We start from the raw sequence: 26,545 nt of genomic DNA, 5'->3' as shown, positions 1-26,545 counted from the left end.
AAAATGCGCGAACAAGACCACGGGACGCTATACGCCGCGTTCGCACGCCGATATATATTTAGCGCGCCCGGATCGTTTGCGTTTCGCGGAAGTCCTTGCTACAAGGGGTTTGGCGGTTATCGAAGCAGAACCGTCGTGTGACGAAAGGCCGCCATCTTCGTGTGCTCGTTATGATGTTCATGGCGGCGCGCGTATAGTCCGTTTTTCATGCTCGTCGCGTATTGGCGGGGTTAACCCGCGATTTACGCGTTTTCCCTTACTCCTTCCGAAGCACGAAATCCCATGCGTTTCTTAGGCATCGATCTCGGTACGGGTTCGCTGAAACTGGCCATCATCGATGAACGCGGCCACGAGGTCGCCATGACGAGCCGTGCTTATTCCGTCACGAGCGCGCATCCCGGCTGGGCCGAAACTTCCGTCGATACTTGGTACGCCGCGCTCGCCGATGCCGCCGCGCATCTTCCTGTCGACGAACGTCAGGCGGTGCGCGCGATCGGCTTCTCCGGTCAGATGCATGGCGTCGTTCCCGCCGATGCCAACGGCCGCGCGTTGCGCCCCGCGATGCTCTGGCCGGACACGCGCGCGAGCCATCTGCTCGATGCGTGGCCCGAGCCGCAGCAAAACCCCGTCGCGCCGGGCATGGCCGGTCCGCTGTTGCGCTGGCTCGTCGCGCATGAAAGCACGCTTGTCCCGCAGATGCGCTGGGCGTTGCAGCCGAAGGACTGGCTGCGCGCGCGTCTGGGCGGCGCGTTCGTGACGGATGCATCGGATGCATGCGCCACGGCGCTCGCCGCGCCATCGGGCGAATGGGACGATGCGCTCATCGACAAGCTGGGTTTGCAGCGCGCGTGGTTCGCACCGCTCGCGGCATCGCATGCAACGGCGGGCACGTTGTCGGCGGCAGCGGCGGCGGAACTGGGCTTGCGCGCGGGCATTCCGCTCGCCGTCGGCGCGGGCGATACGCCATGCGCCGCGCTCGGCAGCGGCCTCACCGCCGACGGCGACGCGCTTCTCACCACGGGCACCGGCGGCCAGATCATCGTGATGTGCGACGCCGCGCCCGCACCCGTGCACGGACTGCATACGTATCGCGCGGCGAGCGGCGCGTGGTATCGCATGGCGGCCATGCAAAACGTGGGCGTCGCGCTCGAAGCGGTGCGCGGCTGGCTTGGTTATGCATCGTGGCCGGCCGCTTACGACGACGCTTTCGCCGCCGACCCGAGCGCCTCCGTCACCTTCCTGCCGTACCTGAGCGGCGAGCGCTCGCCGTGGATGAACCCGGCAGCGCGCGGCGGCTGGCTCGGTCTCGGTCTCAACGATTCGCGCGGCACGTTGATGCGCGCCGCCTTCGAAGGCGTGACGTTCGCATTGCGTGCGGGACTCGATGCCATCAGACAGCACGGCACGCCGCTGACTTCGTTGCGGCTTGCGGGCGGCGGTTCCATCGATGCACGCTGGCGTCAATTGCTCGCGGATTCCCTGCAAGCCGAACTCCATGCCGTCGATTGCCCGAACGCGGCAACGCGCGGTGCGGCGATGCTCGGCGGCATCGCGGCGGGGCACTTTCGTATCGACGAGATTCACGCGCTCGCGCCATCCGCGACACGGGTCGCGATTCCGCAAACCAACCCCGCACTCGATACGCGGTATGCGCGCTTCATCGATCTGTACCAGCGCGCGCATGACTGGTTTTGAGCGTGGGCGCTCGGGGCATCGGCTACGCAAAGTGCCATGTCTAGAGCGAACCCACGCCGACCCCGCGCCGCGTTTTTCTTTTACCGCTTAAACTTTGCGCTCGACCGAAGTTCGCGCCGTCCGGTTCATGAAGAACCGCTTCATATGAGCTGCCCCTGACCACATCGAAATCAGCCATGTCCGCATCCGCACCGTCGCAACCCGCTTTCCGCTCGCGCGAATTCCTGCTCGATCACGCGCTGCACACGATGATCTTCTATCACCCGCACTGTCTCGATCCGAACGGCGGGTTCTATCACTACTACAAGAACAACGGCACGATCTACGACCGCAAGTCGCGGCATCTCGTGTCGAGCACGCGCTTCGTCTTCAACTACGCGATGGCGCACAAGCACTTCGGCCTCGACGAATACCGCGGCGGCGTGAAGCACGGCATCGACTATCTGCGCGAGTTTCACTACAACCCGCAAACGGGCGGCTACGCGTGGACGCTCTCCGGCCGCGACGTCACCGATGCGACGAATCATTGTTATGGCCTTGCGTTCGTCGTGCTTGCGTATGCGAAGGCGATCGAAGCGGGTTTCGACGAAGCACGCGCCTATCTCGACGAAACCTGGCAACTGATGGAGACGCACTTTTGGGACGCCGCCCACGGCTTGTACAAGGACGAAGCGAGCGCCGACTGGAAGGTGTCGGACTATCGCGGCCAGAACGCCAACATGCACACGTGCGAAGCGTTTCTCGCCGCCTTCGAGGCGACCGGCGAAGCGCGCTATCTCGACCGCGCGGCGCTCCTCGCCGACAACATGGTGAACCGTCAGGCAGCGCTTGCGGGCGGGCTCGTGTGGGAGCACTACAAGCCGGACTGGTCTGTCGACTGGGATTACAACAAGGGCGATCGCAGCAACATCTTCAGGCCTTGGGGTTTTCAGCCGGGACATCAGACCGAATGGGCGAAGCTGCTGATGATTCTCGACCGGCATCGTCCGGAAGCGTGGCATGTCACGCGTGCGCGTGAGCTTTTCGATCGCGCGATGGAACTGTCATGGGACGACGAGCACGGCGGCATGGTCTACGGCTTCGATCCCGACGGCAAGTTCTACGACGAGGACAAGTACTTCTGGGTGCAGGCGGAATCGTTCGCGGCCGCGGCCTTGCTCGCGGATCGCGCCGAACGCGATGGCGTCAGCGCCGCCGCGACGCGCTACTGGAACGATTACGACCGTTTGTGGACCTATAGCTGGGCGCATTTCGTCGATCACAAGTACGGCGCGTGGTATCGCATCCTCACGCGCGATAACCGCCAGTACAACGACGAGAAAAGCCCCGCCGGCAAGACCGACTATCACACGATGGGCGCATGCTACGAAGCGCTGAACGTGATCCGCTAATTCCTATCAAACGACATCAGGAGCCTTGAACGATGAAGACCAAAGCAGCAATCGCATGGGAAGCAGGCAAGCCGCTCACCATCGAGGAAGTCGATCTCGAAGGCCCGCGCGCGGGCGAAGTGCTGATCGAAGTGAAAGCGACGGGCATTTGCCACACCGACTACTACACGCTCTCGGGCGCCGACCCCGAAGGCCTGTTCCCCGCGATTCTCGGCCACGAAGGCGCAGGCGTGATCGTGGATGTCGGGCCGGGCGTCGGCACGCTGAAGAAGGGCGACCACGTCATTCCGCTCTATACGCCGGAATGCCGTCAGTGCAAATTCTGCCTCTCGCGCAAGACCAATCTTTGTCAGGCAATTCGCGCGACGCAGGGCAAGGGCTTGATGCCCGATGCGACCTCGCGCTTTTCCATCGACGGCAAGCCGCTCTTTCACTACATGGGCACGTCGACGTTTTCGAACTACATCGTGGTGCCGGAGATCGCCGTCGCAAAGGTTCGTGAGGACGCGCCTTTTGACAAGATTTGCTACATCGGCTGCGGCGTGACGACCGGCGTGGGCGCGGTCGTGTATTCGGCGAAGGTCGAAGCGGGCGCGAACGTCGTCGTGTTCGGGCTGGGCGGCATCGGCCTGAACGTGATCCAGGGCGCGAAGATGGTGGGCGCGGACAAGATTATCGGTGTCGATATCAATCCGGGGCGCGTGGAGCTTGCGAAGAAGTTCGGCATGACCCACTTCATCAACCCGAACGAAGTGGAGAACGTGGTCGACCATATCGTGCAACTCACCGATGGCGGCGCGGACTATTCCTTCGAATGCGTGGGCAATGTGAAGCTGATGCGTCAGGCGCTCGAATGCACGCACAAGGGCTGGGGACAGTCGTTCATCATCGGCGTGGCGGCGGCGGGGCAGGAGATCAGCACGCGGCCGTTCCAGCTCGTGACCGGGCGCGAATGGAAGGGCTCGGCATTCGGCGGCGCGCGTGGACGCACGGATGTGCCGAAGATCGTCGATTGGTACATGGAAGGCAAGATCAATATCGACGATCTGATTACGCACCATTTGCCGCTTGAACGTATTAACGAAGGCTTCGACCTGATGAAGAAGGGCGAATCCATTCGTTCCGTCGTGATCTATTGAGAGAGGATGCAGCCATGCTCGAACTCGTCGAAGAACACCGTTGTTTCGATGGCGTGCAGCGTATTTACCGGCATCAGTCGGACGTGATTGGCCTGCCGATGCGCTTTTCGGTTTTTCTGCCCGCGCAGGCTGCCCATTCGCGCGTGCCGGCGTTGTTTTATCTTGCCGGCCTGACTTGTACCGAAGAGACGTTTCCCATCAAGGGCGGTGCGCAACGTTACGCTGCCGAGCATGGCATTGCATTGATTTCGCCGGATACGAGCCCGCGAGGAGCGGGTATTCCGGGCGAATCCGATGCGTGGGATTTTGGCGTTGGCGCGGGTTTTTATGTCGATGCGACGGTGGCGCCATGGGCCGAGCGGTATCGGATGTATTCGTATGTGACGCAGGAGTTGCGTGAGCTGGTTTTGCGAGAGCTGCCGTTGCGCGAGGACCGGATTGGCATCTTCGGGCATTCGATGGGTGGGCATGGTGCGCTCGTGCTCGCGTTGCGTAATCCTGATCTTTATCGCTCGGTGTCGGCGTTTGCGCCAATTGCCGCGCCGTCTTTGTGTCCCTGGGGCGTTAAGGCTTTCTCCGGATATCTTGGTGATAATCGCGAAGCGTGGAAGCTATACGATGCCAGCGAACTCGTTATCGGCGATGCGGCTTCGCGTTTCGATGGCGGGATCTTGATCGATCAAGGACTTGCGGATCAGTTTCTCGACGGGCAGCTTTTTCCGGATGTTTTCGAGCGGAATGCTCGGGAGGCGGGGCATCGAGGGGTCGTCTTGCGTAAGCACGATGGGTACGATCATGGGTACTTTTTTATTTCCACGTTCGTGGGGGAGCATGTTGCGCATCATGCGCGGGTTTTGTGTAAGTGATTTTTTTGGGTTTCGGCTGGCTTTGGTTTTGGTATTTGGTTGGAGCGCTTTTTTCTTCGGGGAAGTTGCTCTGGTTTCTTGCGGTTCTTTGCAGTAGCCGCCTGCCCGGCGGAGGGGTTACTTTCTTTGCTGCTGCAAAGAAAGTAACCAAAGAAAGCAGCTTTGGAACCGGCTTCTGAAGCACAACTGGTTCCTCGCTATTTCCCACAAACCCTTTGAGCACTTCCCATTGTTCGCGCTTGTGGTTAATCAATTATTAGGTATGCGGCGTTTTTGACTTCACTGTGTATTGGTCTAATGAATCCGGACGCTGATTTAGGCGAGAATGGTCGCCATGAAGAGGTGTCTGATGAGCAAGCAACGACGTACGTTTTCCCCGGAGTTCAAACAGCAAGCCGCCGGTCTGGTGTGGTGCGGGCCAATATCGGTAAGCGTGGCCCAAGCATCGAATGTCGCATCGGACAAGTCCGAATGTTGACCTGAACCGTTCCAGCACACACGCATATAACTTCTTGAATCTGCGGAATATTCAGCGGTTCCTACAGAATCCCGCTCAGTTCATGCCTAATGGCAGCGATTTATTGCGTCACAATGGCACGTGGTCGAAAAAGTAATTTCGTCGTCCTTTCGAACACGAGGCAACGCAAGACATGGCTGCAACCGATTTTCTGACGGCAATCAAAGATCGCAACGCATGGCTTTCCCAGCACCTCTCATTGACTGTCGCAGGACTTAAGGTCCCGGTCCGTCCGCTGGAATACACCATCACGGAAGCGATGAACGAGTTGTTCGAACTCGATATCCTCATCTATTCCGACGATCAGACGCTCGATGGCGTCCACTTTCTCGGCAAGAACGTGTCCTTCGTCGTCGAGGAGCGCGCGGCGCTGAAGTACCTCGACACCGCATCGCGTCACGCGCGGACCTTGCACGGCGTAGTCCGTGAATTCACGCACCAGAGTTCAAGCAACGATGGTGCGCAATTCCGTCTGAAGATCGCGCCACGTGTGTCCTTACTCGATCTGACGAAGACGTCAAACGTCTTTTTACAGAAGACGCTCAAGGACATTTTCTACGAGCTATTGGTCGATCGTGAACATCTCTTTCCGCATGATATCGAGTTGAATTTTGAGGGCGTCGATCAGCGCTACGATCAACTGCTGATGCACGAGGAAAGTGTTCTTGAATTTTTCCGACGTCAGTGCTTACGGCATGGGTTGTATTGGTACTTCAGGCACGCTCCGCTCGACAGTAAAACCCATCGCGATACGCTCGTGGTGGATAACCGTGCGAACGGTTACATGCGTTCGATCGACGTGCCCTACATCCGTCCCAATGGTCTGGACGGCGAGTTTCACGAAGCGCTGCTGAGCATCAAGCGCAGGCAGACGCTGCTGCCTGAAAGCGTCGAGTTGCGCGATCACAACTATCGGACGCCCAATGCGCCGGTGTCCGCGATCGCGTATGTGGATCGAGGCGACAAAACGCTCCATGGCCAAATCAATCGGAGCAGCGAGCATTTCCATACTCCGGAAGAGGCGCAGGCGCTCACCAAAGTTCGTGCGCAGGACATTGCTTCGAAGCAGGTCATCCACACTGGCACGACGAACATCGCCGGGCTGTATCCGGGCTGGGTGCTGACGACCACCAACCACAAGTTGCCGAAAGCGCCTTATGGTCTGGTGATCGTCAAGCTCAAGACGACGGGTTCGCTCTCCAAGCCGGTTCTGAACGAATTCGAAGCCACGCCTGCGGACAAGATATGGCGGCCCGAGTACGTCCCCGAGCGCGACTGGAAATGGATGAACGGCTCGATCATCGCGACGATCGAATCGAGCGCCGAGGGTAGCCCGTACCCGGATTTAGACCAGCATGGTCGATATCTTGTCCGGTTCCACTTCCATCATGGCGCGGGCAAGTCGGGATCGAACAGCATGCGGCTACGGCTGATGACGCCGTCGGCCTCGCGCGAAGGCGGGTTTCATGCGCCCTTGCTACCCGGAACGGAAGTCAGAATTTTCTTCACAAATTCCGATATCGACAGGCCCTATATAGGATTCGCCGCCTTCGACTATTCACACACGAATCACGTTCACGGGCTTGAGGGCTGGAACTCGCGTTCGGTGTGGCGCTCGGCGCTGCTCGCCAACAAGGTGCGCTTCGAGGACTTCAAAGGCCGCGAAGGCGTGAAGCTGGCGACGATCTATCAGAAGTCGTCGGTGAGCATGGGCTATCTGGTGGACAACCAGAAGCAGCTTCGCGGTGAAGGCGTCGAAATTCACACGCAGGGCCACGCGACCATTCACGGATCGAAGGGGCTGTTCTTTTCTGCCGACGCGTTGTCGAGTCCGAATGCGCCGCATCTGGAGATGAACGCCGCGCTGAAGGAACTGCAATCGGCTTTGACGCGCGTCACGTCGCTGGTTCAGGCGACGACGCAGGCGAAGCCCGAGCCCGAGGACAATGAGGACCAGGCGAACGAAGAGCATGATCAAGCATGCGAAGCCGTACCTAAAATCGCCACCGTCGTACTGAAGCTCGTCGATGCACTCGCGCCGCTGATTCCGGCGCTGCAAGCGCTCGCGCAATATGGTCCGCAATACGCACCGCTCGCGCGCGTGCTGGCGCATCCCGACGAAATGGACCTGCGCACACAGCAAGCGCGCGATGCGTTGCGCATCGCAGGCGCGCCCGCACTCGAATGCGCGGCTGAGCCAGCGCCGCACAATCTGATGCTGGCCGACGCTTGGCTCGACTCGCGCGAGCGTCGCGCGTTGTTGATTCTGGCCTTCGCCTGGCATGACGCCGATCCGCCCGCCAACAGCAGCGAAGCGGCTGTTGCGGTGCTGCTGAGTCCGGGCTTCTATCAACTTCCCGAGCCGATACGTGTGCTTGCGACCTTACACCGCCCGGTCGAGGAACTGGCCGGCGTCGAGTCGCTGCGCGATCTCATTTGCAACACAACGATATGGGGCAAGGCCGAACCTCAGACCATCACACGTGCGTGGCTCACGCGTCTCGAGCGCAATCACGACAGCACGCTACTCGATACGCTCAAACAAGCCTCTTTCACCGGCATCGCCACCCGCGAATCGCATGGCCGTCTGGATCGCGTATTGGGCGATGCAGGCGCAGCAAACGCATGGCTTTCCATCGCAGCCGCGATCGAATCGCGTTTGGCAGGCCCACACCTGATTGTCGATCGCTTGCAGTCTGCCATTCTCTACGTCAACACAAATCCTTTGCATGACCACACCGAGTACGCCGGGCAACAACCTGAAAGCGCTTGAATCGAAAGCTTCCACATCACTATCGTCTGGTTTCCTTATCATTTGGGGCGTCGCGCTGGGCGCTTTCCTGATCGCTGCGCTGTTGGGCGCGCTCGCATGGTGGGGACGTGCCGACATCACCGGTCTCACGTCGCTGGAAATGCGCATTTCTGCGTTGCTCAGGATCGTTCTTGTGCTTGCGGTCGTGTTGGTTGTGCACGCGGGGGCGCTGTGGCTCGGTCTGTACGGGAAGTTCGCGCGATGGATCGGCGATATCGGTGAAAGTGGCAAAGCGACGCGTTCCGCGAAAGCGCAGAAGCGCGATCCTCGTCTGCAATTGCTGTGCGACGAACTGCGCGTCTCGATCGGATGGCGCTGGCGAAGCGCGATGCCGTGGCTCATGCTCACGGGCGAAGAAGCGCTCGTCGATGAAGTCGCGCCCGGTCTCAAGCAATCGGCCGTACTGCGGGTGGGCGATACGATCCTCGTGCATGCCGCGCCCGATGGCATCGACCCTGAAACGTGGCGCACTCAGCTTCGCCGTTTGCGCCGCGCGCGCCCGGTAGATGCCGTCATTCCCGTGATGCAGGCCAGCGAAGCGCTGCCGGTGAATGAGGAGCGGCCCCGTGCGCTCTCGAATCTGGCGCGTGAGTTGGGCTGGGCAGCCCCGGTGACGTTGCTGCACACGGTGAGCGTACGCGGCGAGCGCCCTGACGAATTTCATGCGCTGGGCGCATTCATTCCGACGCCGTTGAACGCGGATACGCAAGCATCGACCAACTTGTTGACGCACGAACTGAGCGTGATCGAAAAGGCGGCAGCGGACGTTGGCGTGGCGCTATTGGGCAACGCGAAGCCGGTTTGGTATCTGGCCGAAATATCGCAGTATCTCGATGTGCGGCGCGAGCAAATCGTGAGCGCATGGCAAACGTTATGTGCATCGAAGTGGCGTCGTGCATCGCTCGCGGGCGTTATGTTTGCGCCGGTCTATGCGACGCCCGCCGTTCCGACGCCAATTCCTGCACACGAGGAAGATGTTGCGCAGGAAGTGGCCGAACGGATTGCGAACAAGACGACAGTGCCGCGTGAGCAACCGCGCGCGCTGCTGCCAATCTGGCGTGAAATCGGCGCACGCGTCGATCCGCGCAAAGGACGGCGTATCGGCTTTTATTGGCCGAACGCGCTGGCGGCGCTGGTGATGATCGGCGCCATCGCCTGGTGCGCGGCGATGACGATCTCGTTCATCGGCAACCGCTCCCTCGTTCAGGATGCGCGCAGTACGGTCGATGCGGCGCTCGCCGTTCAACCGAACACCTCTGCCGCTTTACGCAGGCAACTCGACCTTCAACAGCAAATCGAGAAGCTCGAATACCGCCAGCAGCACGGTGCACCGTGGTATCTGCGCGCGGGCCTGAATCGCAATGACGAATTGTTGGTCGCACTATGGCAACCGTATTCGACGATCATCGGAGTTTTGCAGACCGATCTGGTTGACCAGCGTGTTACGCGCCATGCCGACGAGATCGCTTGATCCGCTGAGACGCCATTCGGGATGCGCGCGGAGATGATTGGCATAGAAGGAGGCGAGGCGCTGCGAGAGATCGAGCAACTCGCCGGTGCGCATGTCTGGGTTCGCGGGCCATGCGCTTGGGAGTTGCCTGGACAGGAACGCGGCATCGGCGTGCTTCGGGTCAGCGAGCATCAGATAGGCTTTAAGCGCGTCGTAATCGCGTTGTTGCTCGTCGGCGTTAGGCAAAGCGTCGGCGCGGGCTTGCGATAACTGCGTGAGCGATGCTTCGAGGTGACGTCCAAGCGGATCGCGCAGGTTTCGTGCGGCGACACGCTCTATCAATCCGTGATCGCGCAGGTGAAAGGCAAGTACGCGGATATGACCTTGCCGACACTGCTCAACGGCGCGGACGCGCGGGGCCTGTTCGCATCGGCGCAGACGGTTCCCGGCGTCTATACGCGCGCCGCGTGGGACGGGATCGTGAGCGATGCCATCGACAAGGCCGCGAAGGAAGGCCGCGTCAGCGCCGATTGGGTGCTCGCCGATGCACGCGCCGCACGTGTGCCCGGTGCGGCGCTCGAAGCGCAGCAGGACATGGAGGAAGTGCGCCTGCGCCTGCGGGCGCGCTACTTCTCCGAATACGCCGCCGCGTGGCAGTCGATGCTAAACAGCATCCAGTGGCAGCCTGCCACGAACTTGAGTGCAGCGATCAGCCAGCTTACGCGCCTGACCGATGCGCAGACATCACCGTTGATCGCGCTGATGAAGTCGGTCGAATATCAGGCCGGAGCGGGCCGTCCGTCGCAGGCGCTGACCGACACGCTGGTGCGCAAGGCTCAGGACATGATCGGTACAAAGACGAACAACCCGAGCGAACCGATCGTCAATCCACTCGACAAACCCTTCGGCCCGCTGCTCGCGCTGATGGGCGATGACGTGATGACAGGCGCCAAAGCCAACAGCAGATCCGGCAGCAGAAGCGCTGCCGACTTCCGCGGCGTCAGCCTCGCGCACTTTCTGACAGTCGCCACCACCATGCGCCTAAAGCTGCAACAGATCGCCACCGGCGCGGATGCGCAGGCGATGGCGCGTCAAATGGCGCAGGCCGTGTTTCAGGGCAAGCTCTCCGAACTCACGCAGGCGCGGGACGATGCCGCACTCACCGCCGCGAGCCTCGGCTCGCAATGGTCGGGCTTCGGTGACGCGCTGTTCGCTCGTCCGCTCGATGTGGATGGCAAACGATTCTGCAACCCGCTGCGGCCAGTCTGAACGACCTGTGGCGCTCGGCAGTGGCCGCACCGTTCGCCAGTTCATTCGACGGCCATTACCCGTTCGCCGACACGGACGCCGACGCGTCCTTCGTCGAACTTGGCCGCTACATCAAGCCCGATACGGGGCTGATCTCGCGCTTCGTGACGACGCAACTCGCCGGTATCTTGCAGCAGCAAGGCAACGCATGGGTCCCGAACGACCTCGCCCCGCAAGCGCTGCAGTTCGATCCCGAGTTCCTGTCGGCGCTGCGCCAATTAGCGACGCTGGGCGCGCAACTCTACACGCAGGGCGATGCGAACTATCGGTTCCAGCTTATGCCGCATCCGACGCCTGAGGTAACGCGCAATGTGCTGACGATCGATGGCACGAAGATCGAGTACTTCAACCAGTTGGAGCAGTACACGTCGATCGTGTGGCCGAGCAACGGTCAGAATGGGCGCACGACGCTGACGTGGGAATCGGATACGGCGGGCACGCGCATCGCGTTCCAGGCGAATGGTGACTGGGCGCTGTTGCGTCTGCTTGGCACCGCCAAAGTAAAGCCGCTCGACAGCACAAGCTACGCGTTGACCTTCAATCAGGACAGCGGCTTTCCGCTGCACTACGACCTGAAGGCACAGGTTGGCGCGGGACCGCTTGATCTGCTCAAGCTGCGCGGTTTCAAGATGCCGCAGCGCGTGTTTATCGTCGGCAAGGGCGGCGTGGTCGCAGGAACGCCCGTGCTGCCGCCGCTGCCACCCGAGTTGCAGTAACCCGTTTGAACAGAATGAAGCACGACACCACCAGCGGCATCGAACCCGACTTCCCGCCATCTCGCCAGGATCAGGACCCAGTTCTGCGCTACTACGAAGCCGAGATGCGCTATCTGCGCGAGTCGGGCCGCGAGTTCGCGCGCGCTCATCCCGACCGCGCCCGCATGCTCAATCTCGATCGCGTCGGTGACCGCGATCCGTACGTCGAACGCTTATACGAAGGCTTCGCGTTCCTCACCGGCCGCTTGCAGCAGAAACTCGACGACGAACTCCCCGAACTGACCGAAGGACTCGTGAGCCTGCTATGGCCGCATTACCTGCGCATGATCCCGGCGCTGTCGATCGTCGAATTGATCCCGCGTATGGAGAAACACGAGCGCACCGAACAAGTGCCCGCAGGCGTAACGGTCCGATCGAAACCGATTCCGGTGACCCGAGACGCATCGGACGGTATTACGCAGAAGAACGTCCAATGCCTGTATCGCACGACGCAGCCGGTGGACTTGCACCCCGTGCGTCTGGAGCAGGCGGGACCGGGCGTGCGTCACGATGGCCGCTCGATCATCCGGCTTGCCTTCAGACTCGATGCCGCCGCCAAGCGCAACGAAACCGACCTCTCGCGCCTGCGCCTGCACCTGAGCGCCGATCAGCCCGTCGCGTTCGCCATGCACCTCGCGCTCACGCGACACGTGCATGCGATCGACTGGCGTATCCCTGAAATGCGCGATGGCGAAGCTCTACCGCTCGATGGCGTGACGATCGAACCGGCTGGCTTCTCGCCCGAAGAACGCCTTTGGCCCAAGTCCGACGCGGCGTTCGCGGGCTATCAACTGCTGCTCGAATACTTCACGTTCCGCGAAAAATTCCTGTTCGTCGATATCTGCGGTCTCGACGTGAACGAGCTGCCGGAACGCTCCACGCATTTCGAACTGGACATCGTGCTGAAAGAAACCTATCCGCACGACATGCGCTTCAGCAAAGACAACGTGCGGCTGTTCTGCACGCCGGTAATCAATCTGTTCGAACTGGACGCCGAACCGCTCGTGATCGACCATCATGAAACGGAATACCGCGTAATTCCGGCGAGCCATCAGGGCGAGCACATCGAAACCTATTCCGTCGATGGCGTGGTCGGCTTCGATCACGTCACAGCGCAAAGTTTCGAATACGTGCCGTTCTCGAACTTCCGTCATCGCGGCGGCATGATGCGGCACGAGTCGCCCGAGCGCTATTTCCATACGCGCGTGCGCCCCGGCATGGACGGCCTGCATGAGACGTGGCTGATCTTCGGCGGCAACGCATGGGAGTCGATGGAGGACTTGCCGGAAGAAAGCGTGTCACTGCGCGTGACCGGCACGAATGGCCTGTTGCCGCGCAAGGGCCTGCGTGAAGCACGCATCGACGAAATGGTGGGCGGCGCAGCGGAGCTTGTCGGCGTGAGAAACCTCGTCGCGCCGACGATGCCGCTGTACCCGCCGACCGGCGATCGCTTCCAGTGGCGCGTGCTGTCACACCTCGCGCCCAACTTCCTGTCGATGATGAATGCCGAAGTGTTGCGCGGTGCGCTGGCGCTTTACGACTGGACCAATGACGAACTCAATCGCAGGCGGCTGGCGGGCATTCTGTGGGTATCGGAGACGCTGCTCGAAGAGGTGTCGGGCGGGGCCCTAGAGCGTGGCGTGTTGATCGAAGTGACGATCGATTCGCAGGCGTTCTCGGGTGACGGCGATGTGATGTTGTTCGGCGAACTGCTGCATCGGTTCTTCGAGCTTTACGCGGAGATCAACCTGTTCACGAAGCTCGAGGTCATCAGTCTGCCGACGCAGAAGCGCGTCGAATGGCCGCGCGGCAAGACGTGGCGCTCGCCACTATGAAACCGCGCGATCTGCCCGATATGCAACAGTCGATCGAACCGCTTATCGCGGCTTTGCTCGCACATGCGCCGGCGATGAGCTTCACGCAACTGTGCCGATCGCTTGAAGCAAGCCACCCCGAGATGGCAAACGGCTTTGGCTTTTGCGAGCGAGACACGCACGAGCATGAGCCGGTGCGCTTTGGCTCGCATCCTTGCATGGGTTTCCCTGCGGGCGAGATCGCGCGTGTCGAACTCGATGACTCTAGCGATGGCCCGTACGCTGTTCCATTGCCGCCCGTCGTTCGCACGACTTTCATGGGTCTGTACGGTGTCGATGCCGCGATGCCGAGCCATTACCTCGACGATATCGCGCAACGCGAAGAAGGACACGAGGCGGTCGAAGCGTTCCTCGATCAATTCCATCACCGATTCGTGACGCTGCTGTATCGCACATGGAAGAAGTATCGCTATACCGAAACCTTCCGTTACGGCGGGGCCGATACCCATTCGCAAAACCTGCTCTGTCTTGCCGGTTTCGGTTGGGGCAACAAGCCCGCGCGCGCCGGTGAGCGACGGTGTTGGACGGGATGTTGGACGGAAAAAGCCGGATTTCCCTTGTAAATCCCTATCCATGAGGGGTTCAGCCTCAAACCCGTCTTTGCTTTGCAAAGAAAGTAACCCCCCGCCGGGGAGGCGACTACTAAACCAAAACGCAAGATAGCGGCCCAACTTCTCAACCGCGCCGAATAAAGAATGCAACCCGCTAAGCGGTTCGGAAGCTGCTTTCTTTGGTAACTTTTTGCAGCCGCAAAGAAAGCTACTCCGGCAGGAGACGGCTACTAAACCAAAACGCAAGACAACGACAAAACTCCAACCCACCGCGCCCGCAAAAGCAGCAAAAAACCTTCTCAACCCTTCCTCAACAAACTAACCCCATAAACCAAAGCCGCGAGCATCGTAATCCAGAAACTGGTAGGCCAATCCGTGTAGTAGGCAAGCGTCAACCCCACCCAAGCCTGCGCGAGCGCAAAAAGACCAGCCAACACCAACCCCGACGACAACCGCGTCGTCAAATTCTGCGCAGCGGCAGCCGGCCCGACCATCAACGCAAAAACGAGCAACACTCCGACGATCTGCGTACAAGCCGCCACGGCCAACGCGGTAATCGCTAGAAACAACGTCGACACGAGCCGCAGCGAAACCCCTTTCGCCTCCGCCAGCTCCGGCTGTAGCGAAGCAAACAACAGCGGCCGCATGATCACCGCCAACGCGCCCAGACTCACGACCGCAAGCCCCGCCAGCACGATCAACACGCTATGACTCACGCCCAGCACATTGCCGAACAAGAGAGCCGTAGCCTGCGTCGCATAAGCCGTAAAGAAGTGCAGAAACAACAGACCGAAGCCAAGCGATAGCGACAAAATCACGCCAATCGCCACGTCACGTCCCGCGAGCTTCTCGCCGAGCGCGCCCATGCCGACGCCCGCCGCAAGTGTGACGCCAATCATCCCCCAAAGCGGCGGCAGGCCGATCAACACGGCGCCCGTTGCGCCCGTGAAGCCGACATGCGACAACGCGTGACCCGCGAACGTCTGCCCGCGCAGCACCAGGAAATAGCCGACGATCCCCGACAGCACCGCGACGATCCCCGACGCCGCGAATGCGTTGACCATGAAGTCGTATTCAAACATTGTGCGTATGCTTTCCCTTCGTGTCGTGACCGTGCGCATGCGCGTGGCCATGACCATGATCGTGCTCATGAGCATGTTCGTCGCCTTCTTCGTGCGCATGATCGAGCTTGTCGATCTCCACATCGCCCGACATCACGAAGATGCGGCCGTTCACGCGCATCACGTCGATCGGCGAGCCATACAGCTTCGACAACACCGGCTTCGAGATGACTTCATCGACCGTGCCGAGCGCCGCGCGTCCATTGCCGAGATACAGCACGCGGTCGAGCGAGTTGAGCAGCGGATTGAGTTCATGCGCCGAGAACAACACGGTGATGTTCAATTCGCGCTGCACACGCCGCACGAGTTCGACCACGCCCGTCTGATGCCGCGGGTCCAGACTGATGAGCGGTTCATCGAGCAAGAGAAGGCGCGGATCGCCGAGCAGACATTGCGCAAGCAGCAAGCGCTGCCGCTCGCCTCCCGACAACTCGGACAGCGGCCGCCCGGCAAGCTGCACCGCGCCGACGAGATCGAGCACGCGCTCGACATCCGCGCGAATGCGGGCATTGCGATGCGGCACGCCCCAGTGATGTCCGTCCGCCGCCATCGCGACGAAATCGCGGCCCAACACTCGCCGGCCCGCAAGCCCGCTGCGAATCTGCGGCATATAGCCAATGGTCGGATTGCCGCGCACCACCGCCGCGCCGTTCACGCGAATCGATCCGCCGGCGAGCGGCACGAGGCCGAGCAGCGCGCGCATGAGCGTGGTCTTGCCCGCGCCGTTCGGCCCGAGCACGCCGATGAATTGGCCCGTGTGGACGGTGAAACTTGCGTCGTCGAGGATCGTGCGGCCGCCGAGTTCCAGCGTCACGCGATCGACTTCGAGCGCGGGTCCCGAGTGAACGCTCATCTTTGCCATCCTTGCAAGGCGCCCGATAACGAATCGAGCTGACCCAGCATCCATTGCTGATAGGTCTTGTTGGCAGGCAACGTCTCCGTCACGCTGACGCTAGGCAAATGCGCGTCCTTCGCCACGTTGAGCAGGCGTTTCGTGAGCGCGCCCGTCGCCTGGCTGTTGTAGATGAGCACGTGCACGCGCCGCTCGCTCAGGTCTTTTTCGAAAGCGGCGATATCGGCGGGACTCGGCTCGGTCTCGTTCATCTCGGCCATCTGGAAGCGCTGATTGCGCATCTCGAAGCCGATGGCATCGGCCATATAGCCGAACACCGGCTCGGTGGCCGTCACCGGCACGCCCTTGAAGTGTGCGCGCAGTTGCGCGACGCCGGCATCGATCGGCTTGAGCGAATTCAGGAAGGTCGCGAGGCGCGCGTCGTAATCGCTCTTGTGGGACGGGTCCGCGCTTACGAGATACTGGGTCACCGCTTTAGCGACGGCGGGCATGGTCGCCGGGTCGTACCAGAGATGCGGATTGTCGCCGGACTTCTTGCCGACGAGCTGCGCCGCGACGATTATCGTGCGCGTGTCGTTCTTTCTCGATGCCGCGAGCAGTTTGTCCATCCATGGATCGTAGTCCGCGCCGTTGTAGACGACCAGCGCCGCGTGCTGAAGCGCACGCGCGGTCTTCGGGCTGGCTTCGAAGAGATGCGGATCTTCATCCGGATTGCTGAGGATGCTCGTCACCTGCACGTGATCGCCGCCGAGCTGGCGGATCACATCGCCATAGAAGTTTTCAGCCGCCACGACGGGCACGCGCGTGGCTTGCGCGAAAGCTCCCTGGCAAAAGCCGAATGCGGCGACGAGGCAGGTGAGGACATGCGCGAGTTTCATCGGGTTCCTTGAGTCGTTATAGGGCGTGCCGGCGCGGTGCGGCAGGGGCATGGTTCGTGGCTCGAACGACGTGCGCTCAGGCGTGGCGGTGCTTCTTCTGGCAATCGCTGCACAGTCCGCTCAATTCGACGACCTGATGCCGCACTTCGAAGCCATGCGCAGGCGGCGTGGCCGAAAGCGACGAAGCCAGATCGCGGCCCTGTATTTCGAGCGTGTTGCCGCAGTCGTCGCAGATAAGGAACTGGCTTTCGTGCGGCTTGCCGGCATCGCAGCAGGCGACGAACGCGTTCTTCGATTCGATGCGATGCACGAAGCCGTTCTCGACCAGGAAGTCGAGCGCGCGATAAACAGTGGTGGGCGGCACGCGCGCGCCGCGCTTCGGCTCCATTGCGTCGATGAGGTCGTAGGCGCCGATCGGCTTATGCGCCTTCAGCACGAGTTCGTACACGTGCCGGCGCAAGGGTGTGAGCGCGACGCCGCGCTCGATGGCCAGCGCTTCCGCGCGAGCAAGCATGGTTTCGACGGATGCGGTCATGTTGAGGCTCGGTGTCCGGGTTTAATGCATGACACGGCGTTCATGTCGAATGCCGCATCGGAGAATTCCGAGATGATATAACGTATCAGCGTCGAGTGCACCTTTAGGAACGACCGTTGCTCGAAGCAGCGACTGGCGCGGCTTTCCGCCGCGGACGCAATTGCGCGTCGCACCATCGAAACTGGTTTTCCCGCCTTGACACTTCTCTACACAACGCCGATCATTCGACCACACAAAGAGCAATTGATCGAAGCCAGAGCGTTCGCTCACTTCGAACCAAACAAAGATCTCGGAGATGTCGGTGAGATTGAGCGACAAGGTGGCGATCATCACGGTTGCCACGAGTGGTATGGGCGAAGCGGTGGCGCGGTCTTTTCTTGAAGAAGGCGCGAAGCTCGTGGTCGATGACGAGAGCGAACTCCGTCGGCGCTCCGAAGACGCTGGCGAACGCGTACATGTGTTCGAGCGCATCGTCGCCAAGACCGTCGAGCGTTCCGGCGGTATCGACATTCCCTTCAGTCACGCGGCGCTCATCGACATGCATCCAATCCTCGGCAAATCGCGGGAAATCCACGGCCATGTCTTCGCGGTCAACGACATCATGGCCCGCAAGCTCAGCGTCGAAAAGCGGCAAGCGGACGAGTTGACGGCCCTTGCAGCGCGAGGCGCACCGTCTATAGTGAAACGGCACGATAAGCACGCAAGGGTAGGGCGCAAGACCAAAGAAGGCAGCGAAAGGTAAGAGGCGATACCGCAGCGAAGATTCAAAAGAAAACCCGAAGCAAAACCGGAATCCACGCGATATCCATCGCGCATCCCTGAGGCAGCAGGCAGCGGCACACCGGCGCTTGCGAGACAGGCACCGACGGCATCGAAGACATCGCCGCACGGCCTGTTTCCCGCATGGCGCCCATGCCAACAAAAAAGGAGACGCACCACAATGAAACGCATCCACACTATCGTTCGGACAGAGCCGCGTGCACAGCTTGCCGTGACCGGCGTCGTCGCATCGCTCATCGCGGCAAGCGCGGCCTTCGTGCCGCCTGCGCAAGCAGCGACCACCATCACGGTGGCCACGCTCAACAACCCGGACATGATCGAGCTGAAAAAGCTCTCGCCCGCGTTCGAGAAGGCCAATCCGGACATCCAGCTGAAGTGGGTGATTCTCGAAGAAAACGTGCTGCGTCAGCGCGCCACCACCGACATCACGACCAACAGCGGCCAGTTCGACGTGCTCACCATCGGCACGTACGAAGCGCCGCAGTGGGGCAAGCGTGGCTGGCTCACGCCGATGGCCAATCTGCCCGCGAACTACGATCTCGACGACGTGGTGAAAACCGCCCGCGACGGTCTCTCGTACAACGGCCAGCTTTATGCGCTGCCGTTCTACGTCGAAAGCTCGATGACCTATTACCGTAAGGATCTGTTCGACGCGGCCGGCCTCAAGATGCCCGATCAGCCGACCTACGATCAGATCAAGCAATTCGCCGACAAGCTGACCGACAAGGCCAAGGGCCAATACGGCATCTGCCTGCGCGGCAAGGCAGGCTGGGGCGAGAACATGGCCTTCGTTTCGACGGTGGTGAACACCTTCGGCGGCCGCTGGTTCGACGAACAATGGAAGGCGCAGCTCGATTCGCCCGAATGGCACAAGGCCGTGTCGTTCTATGCGGACTTGCTCAAGGCCGACGGCCCTCCAGGAGCAAGCTCCAACGGCTTCAACGAAAACCTCACGCTGATGTCCTCGGGCAAGTGCGCAATGTGGATCGACGCGACGGTTGCCGCCGGCATGCTCTACAACAAGGCGCAGTCGCAGGTCTCGGACAAGATCGGCTTTGCCGCCGCGCCGATCGCCGTGACGCCGAAGGGCTCGCACTGGCTGTGGTCGTGGTCGCTCGCGATCCCGAAGACGTCGAAGCAGCAGGACGCCGCGAAGAAGTTCGCCGCGTGGGCCACGTCGAAGGAATATATCGAAATGGTCGGCAAGGACGAGGGCTGGGCCTCGGTGCCGCCGGGCACGCGCAAGTCCACCTACGCGCGCCCCGAGTACAAACAGGCCGCGCCGTTCGGCGACTTCGTGCTGGCGGCGATCGAAAGCGCCAATCCGAACGATGCGTCGCTCAAGAAGGTGCCGTATAGCGGCATCCAGTTCGTGGGCATCCCCGAGTTCCAGTCGTTCGGCACGGTAGTCGGTCAGTCGATCGCCGGCGTCGTCGCGAATCAGGGCAGCGTCGATAGCGCGCTCAAGGCCGCCAACGCGGCAGCCGATCGCGCAGTGAAACAGGCGGGCTATCAGAAGTAAGTCACGTAGTTCGCAGGCCGCGCGTCTTCGCCCTCCGAAGATGCGCGGCCGGTCAATCATCGAGAGGTGTCACGATGAGTCAACTGAATCCCCCTATCTCCGACCACTACCAGGAGTCCGCGGCCGAGCGCGACAAGAAGCGCGCGAAGTCGGTGCGCTGGCTGATCACGCCCTCGACCGGTCTCCTGTTCTTGTGGATGGCGATCCCGCTCGCGATGACGATCTGGTTTTCGTTCTCGCGCTACAACCTGCTCAATCCCGATGTAAAGGGTTTCGCGGGCTTCGATAACTACGAGTTCCTCGCCACCGACCCGGCGTTCGGCCCGTCCATTGGCCATACGCTGACCCTGATCGGCTCGACGCTCGGCATCACGGTGATCGGCGGCGTGCTGCTCGCCGTGCTGTTCGACCGCAAATTCATCGGGCAGGGCATTGCGCGGCTTCTGGTGATTGCGCCGTTCTTCGTCATGCCGACGGTGTCCGCGCTGATCTGGAAGAACATGATCCTGCACCCGGTGTATGGCCTGGTCGCCTCGCTGATGCGTTCCATGGGCATGCAGCCGATCGACTGGTTCGCCGACTACCCGCTCTTCGCGGTCATCATGATCGTGTCGTGGCAATGGCTGCCGTTCGCGTTCCTGATTCTCTTCACGGCGATCCAGTCGCTCGATCAGGAGCAGAAGGAAGCGGCGCGCATCGACGGCGCGGGTCCGTTCGCCATGTTCTTCTTCATCACGCTGCCGCACTTGCGTCGCGCAATCGCCGTCGTCGTGATGATGGAAACAATCTTCCTGCTGTCGATCTTCGCTGAAATCTATACGACCACCGGCGGCGGTCCGGGCACCGCGACCACCAACCTGTCGTATCTCATCTATGCGCTCGGTCTGCAGCAGTTCGATGTCGGTCTCGCATCGGCGGGCGGCATCCTCGCGGTGATCCTCGCGAACGTGGTTGCGTTCTTCCTCGTGAGAATGCTCGCGAAGAACCTCAAAGGGGAGTACGAGTCATGAGCACTCAACCGGTTTCCACCAGGCCGCCCGTGCCCGTGTTCGAACACGTGAAGCGCATCGTGCCCGGCATCGTGGCGTGGATCGTTTCGATCCTGTTGTTCTTCCCCATCTTCTGGATGACGATCACCGCGTTCAAGACCGAGCAGCAGGCATACTCGTCGTCGCTTTTCTTCACGCCGACGCTCGACAGCTTCCGCGAGGTCTTTGCGCGCAGCAACTACTGGGGCTTCGCGCTCAACTCGGTGCTGATCTCGCTGGGCGTCACGGTGATCTGCCTGTTGCTCGCCGTGCCCTGCGCCTACGCGATGGCCTTCTTCCCCACGAAGAAGACGCAGAAAGTGCTGCTGTGGATGCTCTCCACGAAGATGATGCCGTCGGTCGGCGTGCTGGTGCCGATCTATCTGTTGTGGAAGAACACGGGCCTGCTCGATACGGTGTCGGGTCTCATCATCGTCTACACGCTGATCAATTTGCCGATTGCCGTGTGGATGGCGTTCACTTACTTCAACGAAGTGCCGCGCGACATTCTCGAAGCGGGACGCATAGACGGCGCGACGACGTGGCAGGAGATAGTCTATCTGCTCATGCCGATGTCGCTGCCGGGACTGGCATCGACCGGTCTCCTGCTCGTGATCCTCTCTTGGAACGAGGCGTTCTGGAGCATCAACCTGTCGAGCTCGAACGCGGCGCCGCTTACCGTGTTCATCGCGTCGTATTCGAGTCCGGAAGGCTTGTTCTGGGCCAAGCTTTCGGCGGCGTCGCTGCTTGCCGTCGCGCCGATTCTCATCGTCGGCTGGCTCTCGCAGAAGCAACTGGTGCGCGGCCTGACCTTCGGCGCGGTGAAGTGAGGCGTACCCAGTGAACCTGACACCTTCCAGAGAAGCCGCGCTCGCAGATCGACTGATGATCTGCGACTGCGACGGCGTGCTCATCGACAGCGAAGCCGTGGCGGCGCGCATGCTCGTCACGGAATTGCAGACGCTGTGGCCAGGCGTCGATATCGAACCCGTGGTGATGCCGCTGCTCGGCTTGCGCATCGAAGCCGTGCTCGCGAGCGCGGCGGACACCGTGAACCGCACGCTCACGCAGGATCAGATCATGTCGATCCGCCGCGCGGTCGAAGCGGCGGCGGTAGAAGCGCCGCCGGTCGCGGGCATCGCCGAGGCGCTTGCCGCCGTGCCGCTCACCAAGGCATGCGCGAGCAACAGCTTCGCGGCTTACGTGGATACCGTCCTGAATCGCACGGGCCTCGTGCAGTTTTTCGGCGACAGGCGCTTCACGGCGGACATGGTGGCGAACCCGAAGCCTGCGCCCGACGTGTATTTAGCGGCGGCGCGCGCGTTGAAGGTCGACCCGTTGCGCTGCCTCGTGGTGGAGGACAGCGTGACCGGCGTGACGGCGGCGCGCGCGGCGGGCATGCAGGTGCTGGGGTTCATCGGCGGAGGACATGCGACGGAAGGACAGATCGGCGCGTTGAAGCGCGCGGGCGCGGAAGTCGTCTTCGACGACATGGCGCGCTTGCCCGCACTCGTCGAACAATGGCTGCAGCATGCGACCTTCGAGACGCCTTGAAAAGAGGCTCGGCTAAGCGTCGCAAACAAAGATACATGGAGACGGATCATGGCTAGTCTGACACTGCGTAACATCAACAAGCGATATGAAGACACCGAGGTGATGAAGAGTGTCAACCTCGATATCAACGACGGCGAGTTCGTCGTGTTCGTCGGACCGTCGGGCTGTGGCAAGTCCACGCTGATGCGCATGATCGCGGGGCTGGAGGAGATCAGCGGCGGCGATCTGTCGATCGACGGCGTGCGCGTGAACGAGTTGCCGCCCGCGAAGCGCGGCATTGCGATGGTGTTTCAGTCGTACGCGCTCTATCCGCACATGACGCTCTACGACAACATGGCGTTCGGACTCAAGCTCGCGGGCGAGAAGAAGCCCGCGATCGATGCGGCCGTGAAGAACGCCGCGAAGATTTTGCATATCGATCACTTGCTGGACCGCAAGCCGAAGCAGTTGTCGGGCGGGCAGCGCCAGCGCGTGGCGATTGGCCGCGCGATCACGCGCAAGCCGAAAGTGTTTCTCTTCGACGAACCGCTTTCCAATCTCGACGCCGCGTTGCGCGTGAAGATGCGCCTGGAATTCGCGCGCCTGCACGACGATCTCAAGACGACGATGATCTACGTGACTCACGATCAGGTCGAAGCAATGACGCTGGCGGACAAGATCGTGGTGCTCTCGGCGGGCAATATCGAGCAGGTCGGCACGCCCAACACGCTGTATCACGCGCCGGCCAACAAGTTCGTGGCGGGTTTTATCGGCTCGCCGAAGATGAACTTTCTCTCGGGCACGGTCGAGCGCATTCAGGACGATGGCGTGCTCGTGAAGTATTCCACCGGCGAGACGCAACTGGCCGGCGTGCTGCCAGGCAATGCCAAGCCCGGCGATGCGGTGACTATCGGCATTCGTCCGGAAGCGTTACAGCCGAACGTTTCGGAATACGGCGTGTCCGCTTCGACGATGACCGTGGAAACGCTCGGCGACGCGGCTTATCTGTACGCGGAGACATCGGTGGCGCCGGACGGCTTGATCTCGCGGATTCCGCCCTTGGAGAAGCACACGCGGGGCGAGAAGCTGAAGGTGGGCGCGTCGCCGGAACACTGCCATTTGTTCAACGCCGACGGCATCGCGTTCAGGCGGCACGTGGTGGAAGCTTATCTCGTGGAGCATCCGGAATTGGCTGTGCCGAGCGTGGCGCGGGCTTGATCTCCGCAGTGGCGCCGGTGTCTCGCATGGACGCCGGCGTCATGGGACGAGCGATTCAAGCCGCCAGCGCCGCGCGCGCGCAAAGCTCATCCGTCACCAATCCAGACAACCACTTCCCCTTCAACGCCGCGACCAGCGCCGCGCGCTTGCGCTCGCCGCCGGCAAAGCCGATGGTCGGCCGTTTCGGCGGCGAATCGATCCGGAGGCTCGTCGCGCGCGCGCCTGTTTTCGAATCGACGCGCGCTCCGTTCGCATCGATCGGCAGGCCGAGCAGTTCCGCCACCGCGCCCGCTTTCATCAACTCGTGGACTTCGGCGTTCGAGATGAATCCGTCCTCGTGCAGCGGACAATTGATGCCCACATTGCCGATGCCGACAAAAGCCACATCCGCTTTCTGCGCGAGCGCATCCACGATCCGATAAAGACGGTGATTGCACCATTGCGCGCGCTCGGCTTCGCTATCGGCCATGAGCGGCGCGGGCAGCATGAAGTGCTTGCCGCCGGTCTTTTCGGAGAGCTGCTGCGCGACGTCGTAGCGATTGGACGAACCATCGTGCGCAATCGCGCCGACGAGCGACACCAGCCGATGCTGCGGCCGCTCCAGTTGCCCGATCTGCGCGACCACCGCCTTGAGCGTGCGCCCGCTGCTGATGGAGACGACGAGCGGTTTCTCATCGACGAGATAGCGTTCCATCACCTGCGCGCCTGCTACCGCGAGCTTGCGGTCCACTTGCTCGTTGCTGTCGCCGTCGATGGGCACCACTTCGCACATCGCGAGTCCGTAGCGGTCGCTGAGTTGCTTCGCAAGCGAAAGGCAATCGGCGATCTGATGATCGACTCGCACGCGAATCAGGTTCTTTTCGACCGCGAAGGCGACGAGCCGCTGCGCGACAGGTCGCGAGATTTGCAGTTTTTCGGCGATCTCATTCTGAGTATTGCCCGCGACGTAGTAGAGCCACGCGGCGCGCGTCGCCAGATCGAGTTTTTCGTTGGGCTTGGGCACGGTCGTTGAATTGAGTCTGCTTCAGTTGTAGTTCTTTTTATAGCGCGCGGCGCGGTTTATCGTCGGAAACCATCGCCGAATATTTACCCGCACGACCGAAACGCTGCGTTCAGGCCAAGCAAGGCGGCCAATGAATGCCGTTTGGAAAACGAAACAGCCGGCTACCCGCTTAACGGCAACAGCCGGCTTTCGAACGTCTCTCGGCGTCAGGCTAGTCGCGGACGCGCCGGATCGAACAACGGCCGCACGTGCTGATACAGCTCGCGATAGCCCTTGAGCCGCTGGCGCAACGCCGCGTAGCGCTCGGCATTCGGCGTGAACTCTTGCTTGATGGCAGGTTTGGTCAGCACCGTCGCCGGATCGCCGCCCGCCGCGAGCCAGCCGAGCCGCGCCGCGCCGAGCGCCGCGCCCGTCTCGCCGCCGCCGTGCGTGCGCGTGGGCGTATCGAGCGCATCGGCGAACATTTGGCCCCAGTACGCACTGCGCGCGCCGCCGCCAAGCAGCGACAAGGCATGCGCTTCCGTGCCCGCGGATTGCAAGGCGTCGAGACCATCGGTCAGGGCGAGCGTCACGCCTTCCAGCACCGAATAGCCGAGCAAGGCGCGATCGGTGGCGTGCGTCATGCCGAAGAACACGCCCTGCGCGTAAGGGTCGTTGTGCGGCGTGCGCTCGCCGCTCAGATACGGCAGGAACAAAGGCGCGGTCGATAAGGCATCGGCGGGCAGCGCCTCGATTTCCGCAAGCAGCGTGGGCTCGTCGGTGGACGTGAGCTTGCATACCCAGCGCAGGCAACTCGCCGCCGACAACACCACGCTCATTTGATGCCAGCGGTCCGGAATGGCGTGACAAAACGCATGCACCGCCGATGCCGGATTGGGCCTGAAGCGATCGCCCACCACGCACAACACGCCCGACGTGCCGAGCGAGAGGAAGCCATCGCCGGGTTCGGTTGCGCCGATTCCCACCGCGCTCGCCGCATTGTCGCCGCCGCCTGCCGCAACGATGACGCCATCGGGCAAGCCGAGTTCACGCGCGAGTTCCGGACGCAAGGTGCCCGAAGGCTCGCTGCCCTCGGCGAGCTTCGGCATCTGCTGCCGCGTCATGCTGCACGTGGCGAGCAGTTCGTCCGACCAGTCGCGTCGCGCAACATCGAGCCAAAGCGTGCCGGCGGCATCGGATGGATCGGACACCTTCGTGCCCGTGAGATGCATGCGCAGATAATCCTTCGGCAACAGCACGCAAGCCGTCTGCCGGAAGATTTCCGGCTCGTTGTGCGCGACCCAGAGCAGCTTGGGCGCGGTGAAACCGGGCATCGCCAGATTACCGGCGATCTCGTGCAGATTCGGCGCGCGCTCGTAAAGCTCGGCGCACTCCTTGTCGCTGCGCATGTCGTTCCAGAGGATGGCCGGGCGCAGCACGCGATCGCTCGAATCGAGCAGCACCGCGCCATGCATCTGCCCGGACAGGCCGATGCCGCGCACTTGCGCGAACTCTTTCGGAAACTTGTCGCGCAAGGCGAAGAGGGCGGCGCGCGTGCCTGCCCACCAGTCGAGCGGATTTTGTTCGGACCAGCGCGGTTTCGGGCGCGACACCGTAAAAGGCGTGCCCGCCGTGCCGATTACACTGCCGTCGCTTGCGAGCAGCAGCACTTTCACTTCGGAGGTGCCGAGGTCGATACCTAAATACATGAACGGACCTTTGTCGAAGCCAGGCGCG

General features: G+C 61.6%; 23 protein-coding genes and 1 pseudogene. 16 read left to right on the top strand and 8 right to left on the bottom strand.

The genetic code is table 11. The annotated features are described in order from the left end of the window. Positions 1 to 282 precede the first annotated feature (282 nt). The 6 genes from P9292_RS23180 (at position 283) to P9292_RS23155 (ending at position 9,891) form a co-directional block, all read left to right on the top strand. On the top strand, positions 283 to 1,695 hold the full coding sequence (locus tag P9292_RS23180) for an FGGY family carbohydrate kinase (RefSeq protein ID WP_309961437.1): 1,413 nt from the start codon (positions 283 to 285) through the stop codon (positions 1,693 to 1,695). Positions 1,696 to 1,871: 176 nt separating this feature from the next. Further along, positions 1,872 to 3,086 (top strand): AGE family epimerase/isomerase, encoded by a 1,215-nt coding sequence (locus P9292_RS23175; RefSeq protein WP_309961435.1) that lies wholly within the window; start codon positions 1,872 to 1,874, stop codon positions 3,084 to 3,086. A gap of 32 nt (positions 3,087 to 3,118) precedes the next feature. Continuing rightward, positions 3,119 to 4,225: an S-(hydroxymethyl)glutathione dehydrogenase/class III alcohol dehydrogenase gene (locus P9292_RS23170; RefSeq protein ID WP_244827166.1), complete on the top strand. Its 1,107-nt coding sequence runs from the start codon at positions 3,119 to 3,121 to the stop codon at positions 4,223 to 4,225. 14 nt (positions 4,226 to 4,239) lie between these two features. Further along, positions 4,240 to 5,091 carry an S-formylglutathione hydrolase gene (gene fghA, locus P9292_RS23165; protein WP_250463361.1) on the top strand — a complete coding sequence of 284 codons (852 nt, stop codon included), beginning with the start codon at positions 4,240 to 4,242 and terminating at the stop codon, positions 5,089 to 5,091. Positions 5,092 to 5,741: 650 nt separating this feature from the next. Further along, a complete protein-coding gene (locus P9292_RS23160) occupies positions 5,742 to 8,381 on the top strand; it encodes a type VI secretion system tip protein VgrG (RefSeq protein ID WP_309961433.1) in 2,640 nt (879 codons plus the stop codon). Further along, complete coding sequence (locus P9292_RS23155) at positions 8,338 to 9,891, top strand: hypothetical protein (protein ID WP_309961430.1); 1,554 nt, start codon at positions 8,338 to 8,340, stop codon at positions 9,889 to 9,891. The genes P9292_RS23160 and P9292_RS23155 overlap by 44 nt, the downstream gene beginning before the upstream one ends. On the opposite strand, the gene P9292_RS23150 is transcribed toward P9292_RS23155, so the two are convergent. Next, positions 9,802 to 10,248 (bottom strand): ImcF-related family protein, encoded by a 447-nt coding sequence (locus P9292_RS23150; protein ID WP_409015408.1) that lies wholly within the window; start codon positions 10,246 to 10,248, stop codon positions 9,802 to 9,804. The two genes, P9292_RS23155 and P9292_RS23150, sit on opposite strands and share 90 nt — an antisense overlap. On the opposite strand from P9292_RS23150, the gene P9292_RS23145 reads away from it, so the two are divergent. The 4 genes and pseudogenes from P9292_RS23145 to P9292_RS23130 all read left to right on the top strand — a co-directional run. Further along, complete coding sequence (locus P9292_RS23145) at positions 10,162 to 11,139, top strand: ImcF-related family protein (protein ID WP_309961425.1); 978 nt, start codon at positions 10,162 to 10,164, stop codon at positions 11,137 to 11,139. The genes P9292_RS23150 and P9292_RS23145 overlap by 87 nt on opposite strands. A gap of 20 nt (positions 11,140 to 11,159) precedes the next feature. After that, a complete protein-coding gene (locus tag P9292_RS23140) occupies positions 11,160 to 11,894 on the top strand; it encodes a type VI secretion IcmF C-terminal domain-containing protein (protein ID WP_309961422.1) in 735 nt (244 codons plus the stop codon). A 14-nt stretch (positions 11,895 to 11,908) separates the two neighbouring features. Then, a complete protein-coding gene (tssF, locus tag P9292_RS23135) occupies positions 11,909 to 13,768 on the top strand; it encodes a type VI secretion system baseplate subunit TssF (protein WP_309961420.1) in 1,860 nt (619 codons plus the stop codon). Beyond that, a pseudogene (locus tag P9292_RS23130) lies at positions 13,732 to 14,316 on the top strand (type VI secretion system baseplate subunit TssG); the annotation flags it as partial. The gene tssF and the pseudogene P9292_RS23130, both read left to right, overlap by 37 nt. A gap of 341 nt (positions 14,317 to 14,657) precedes the next feature. Here P9292_RS23130 and P9292_RS23125 read toward each other — a convergent pair. The 5 genes from P9292_RS23125 to P9292_RS23105 all read right to left on the bottom strand — a co-directional run bounded on the left by P9292_RS23125 (position 14,658) and on the right by P9292_RS23105 (position 18,078). Continuing rightward, a complete protein-coding gene (locus P9292_RS23125) occupies positions 14,658 to 15,440 on the bottom strand; it encodes a metal ABC transporter permease (RefSeq protein ID WP_244827172.1) in 783 nt (260 codons plus the stop codon). After that, complete coding sequence (locus tag P9292_RS23120; protein WP_309961418.1) at positions 15,433 to 16,332, bottom strand: ATP-binding cassette domain-containing protein; 900 nt, start codon at positions 16,330 to 16,332, stop codon at positions 15,433 to 15,435. The genes P9292_RS23125 and P9292_RS23120 overlap by 8 nt, the downstream gene beginning before the upstream one ends. Beyond that, positions 16,329 to 17,210 (bottom strand): metal ABC transporter solute-binding protein, encoded by an 882-nt coding sequence (locus P9292_RS23115; protein ID WP_309964144.1) that lies wholly within the window; start codon positions 17,208 to 17,210, stop codon positions 16,329 to 16,331. Before P9292_RS23115 ends, P9292_RS23120 begins: the two co-directional genes overlap by 4 nt. Before the next feature lie 76 nt (positions 17,211 to 17,286). Further along, positions 17,287 to 17,745, bottom strand: coding sequence for a Fur family transcriptional regulator (locus tag P9292_RS23110; RefSeq protein ID WP_244827174.1), 459 nt, complete (start codon positions 17,743 to 17,745; stop codon positions 17,287 to 17,289). 21 nt (positions 17,746 to 17,766) lie between these two features. After that, on the bottom strand, positions 17,767 to 18,078 hold the full coding sequence (locus tag P9292_RS23105) for a hypothetical protein (protein ID WP_309961415.1): 312 nt from the start codon (positions 18,076 to 18,078) through the stop codon (positions 17,767 to 17,769). Positions 18,079 to 18,202: 124 nt separating this feature from the next. Here P9292_RS23105 and P9292_RS23100 point away from each other — a divergent pair, with 124 nt between their 5' ends. The 6 genes from P9292_RS23100 (at position 18,203) to P9292_RS23075 (ending at position 23,826) form a co-directional block, all read left to right on the top strand. Further along, on the top strand, positions 18,203 to 18,487 hold the full coding sequence (locus P9292_RS23100) for a hypothetical protein (protein WP_309961413.1): 285 nt from the start codon (positions 18,203 to 18,205) through the stop codon (positions 18,485 to 18,487). 198 nt (positions 18,488 to 18,685) lie between these two features. Further along, positions 18,686 to 20,047 (top strand): sugar ABC transporter substrate-binding protein, encoded by a 1,362-nt coding sequence (locus P9292_RS23095; protein WP_244827176.1) that lies wholly within the window; start codon positions 18,686 to 18,688, stop codon positions 20,045 to 20,047. Positions 20,048 to 20,121: 74 nt separating this feature from the next. Next, positions 20,122 to 21,057 carry a carbohydrate ABC transporter permease gene (locus P9292_RS23090; protein WP_244827177.1) on the top strand — a complete coding sequence of 312 codons (936 nt, stop codon included), beginning with the start codon at positions 20,122 to 20,124 and terminating at the stop codon, positions 21,055 to 21,057. Then, the gene (locus P9292_RS23085; protein WP_244827178.1) at positions 21,054 to 21,905 is read left to right on the top strand and encodes a carbohydrate ABC transporter permease; all 852 of its coding nucleotides are present in this window, start codon (positions 21,054 to 21,056) and stop codon (positions 21,903 to 21,905) included. Before P9292_RS23090 ends, P9292_RS23085 begins: the two co-directional genes overlap by 4 nt. 55 nt (positions 21,906 to 21,960) lie before the next feature. Continuing rightward, on the top strand, positions 21,961 to 22,629 hold the full coding sequence (locus P9292_RS23080) for an HAD family phosphatase (protein ID WP_244827969.1): 669 nt from the start codon (positions 21,961 to 21,963) through the stop codon (positions 22,627 to 22,629). Positions 22,630 to 22,677: 48 nt separating this feature from the next. After that, positions 22,678 to 23,826, top strand: coding sequence for an ABC transporter ATP-binding protein (locus tag P9292_RS23075; protein ID WP_244827179.1), 1,149 nt, complete (start codon positions 22,678 to 22,680; stop codon positions 23,824 to 23,826). Between the two features lie 55 nt (positions 23,827 to 23,881). On the opposite strand, the gene P9292_RS23070 is transcribed toward P9292_RS23075, so the two are convergent. Beyond that, entirely contained in the window at positions 23,882 to 24,829 is a 948-nt protein-coding gene (locus tag P9292_RS23070) for a sugar-binding transcriptional regulator (protein WP_250491869.1), read from the bottom strand. Positions 24,830 to 25,035: 206 nt separating this feature from the next. Further along, positions 25,036 to 26,517 carry a xylulokinase gene (gene xylB / locus P9292_RS23065; RefSeq protein WP_309961411.1) on the bottom strand — a complete coding sequence of 494 codons (1,482 nt, stop codon included), beginning with the start codon at positions 26,515 to 26,517 and terminating at the stop codon, positions 25,036 to 25,038. Positions 26,518 to 26,545 lie beyond the last annotated feature (28 nt).

It is taken from the genome of Caballeronia sp. LZ001 (assembly GCF_031450875.1).
Lineage (GTDB): Bacteria > Pseudomonadota > Gammaproteobacteria > Burkholderiales > Burkholderiaceae > Caballeronia.
This window is presented reverse-complemented; position numbering and strand designations above follow the sequence as displayed.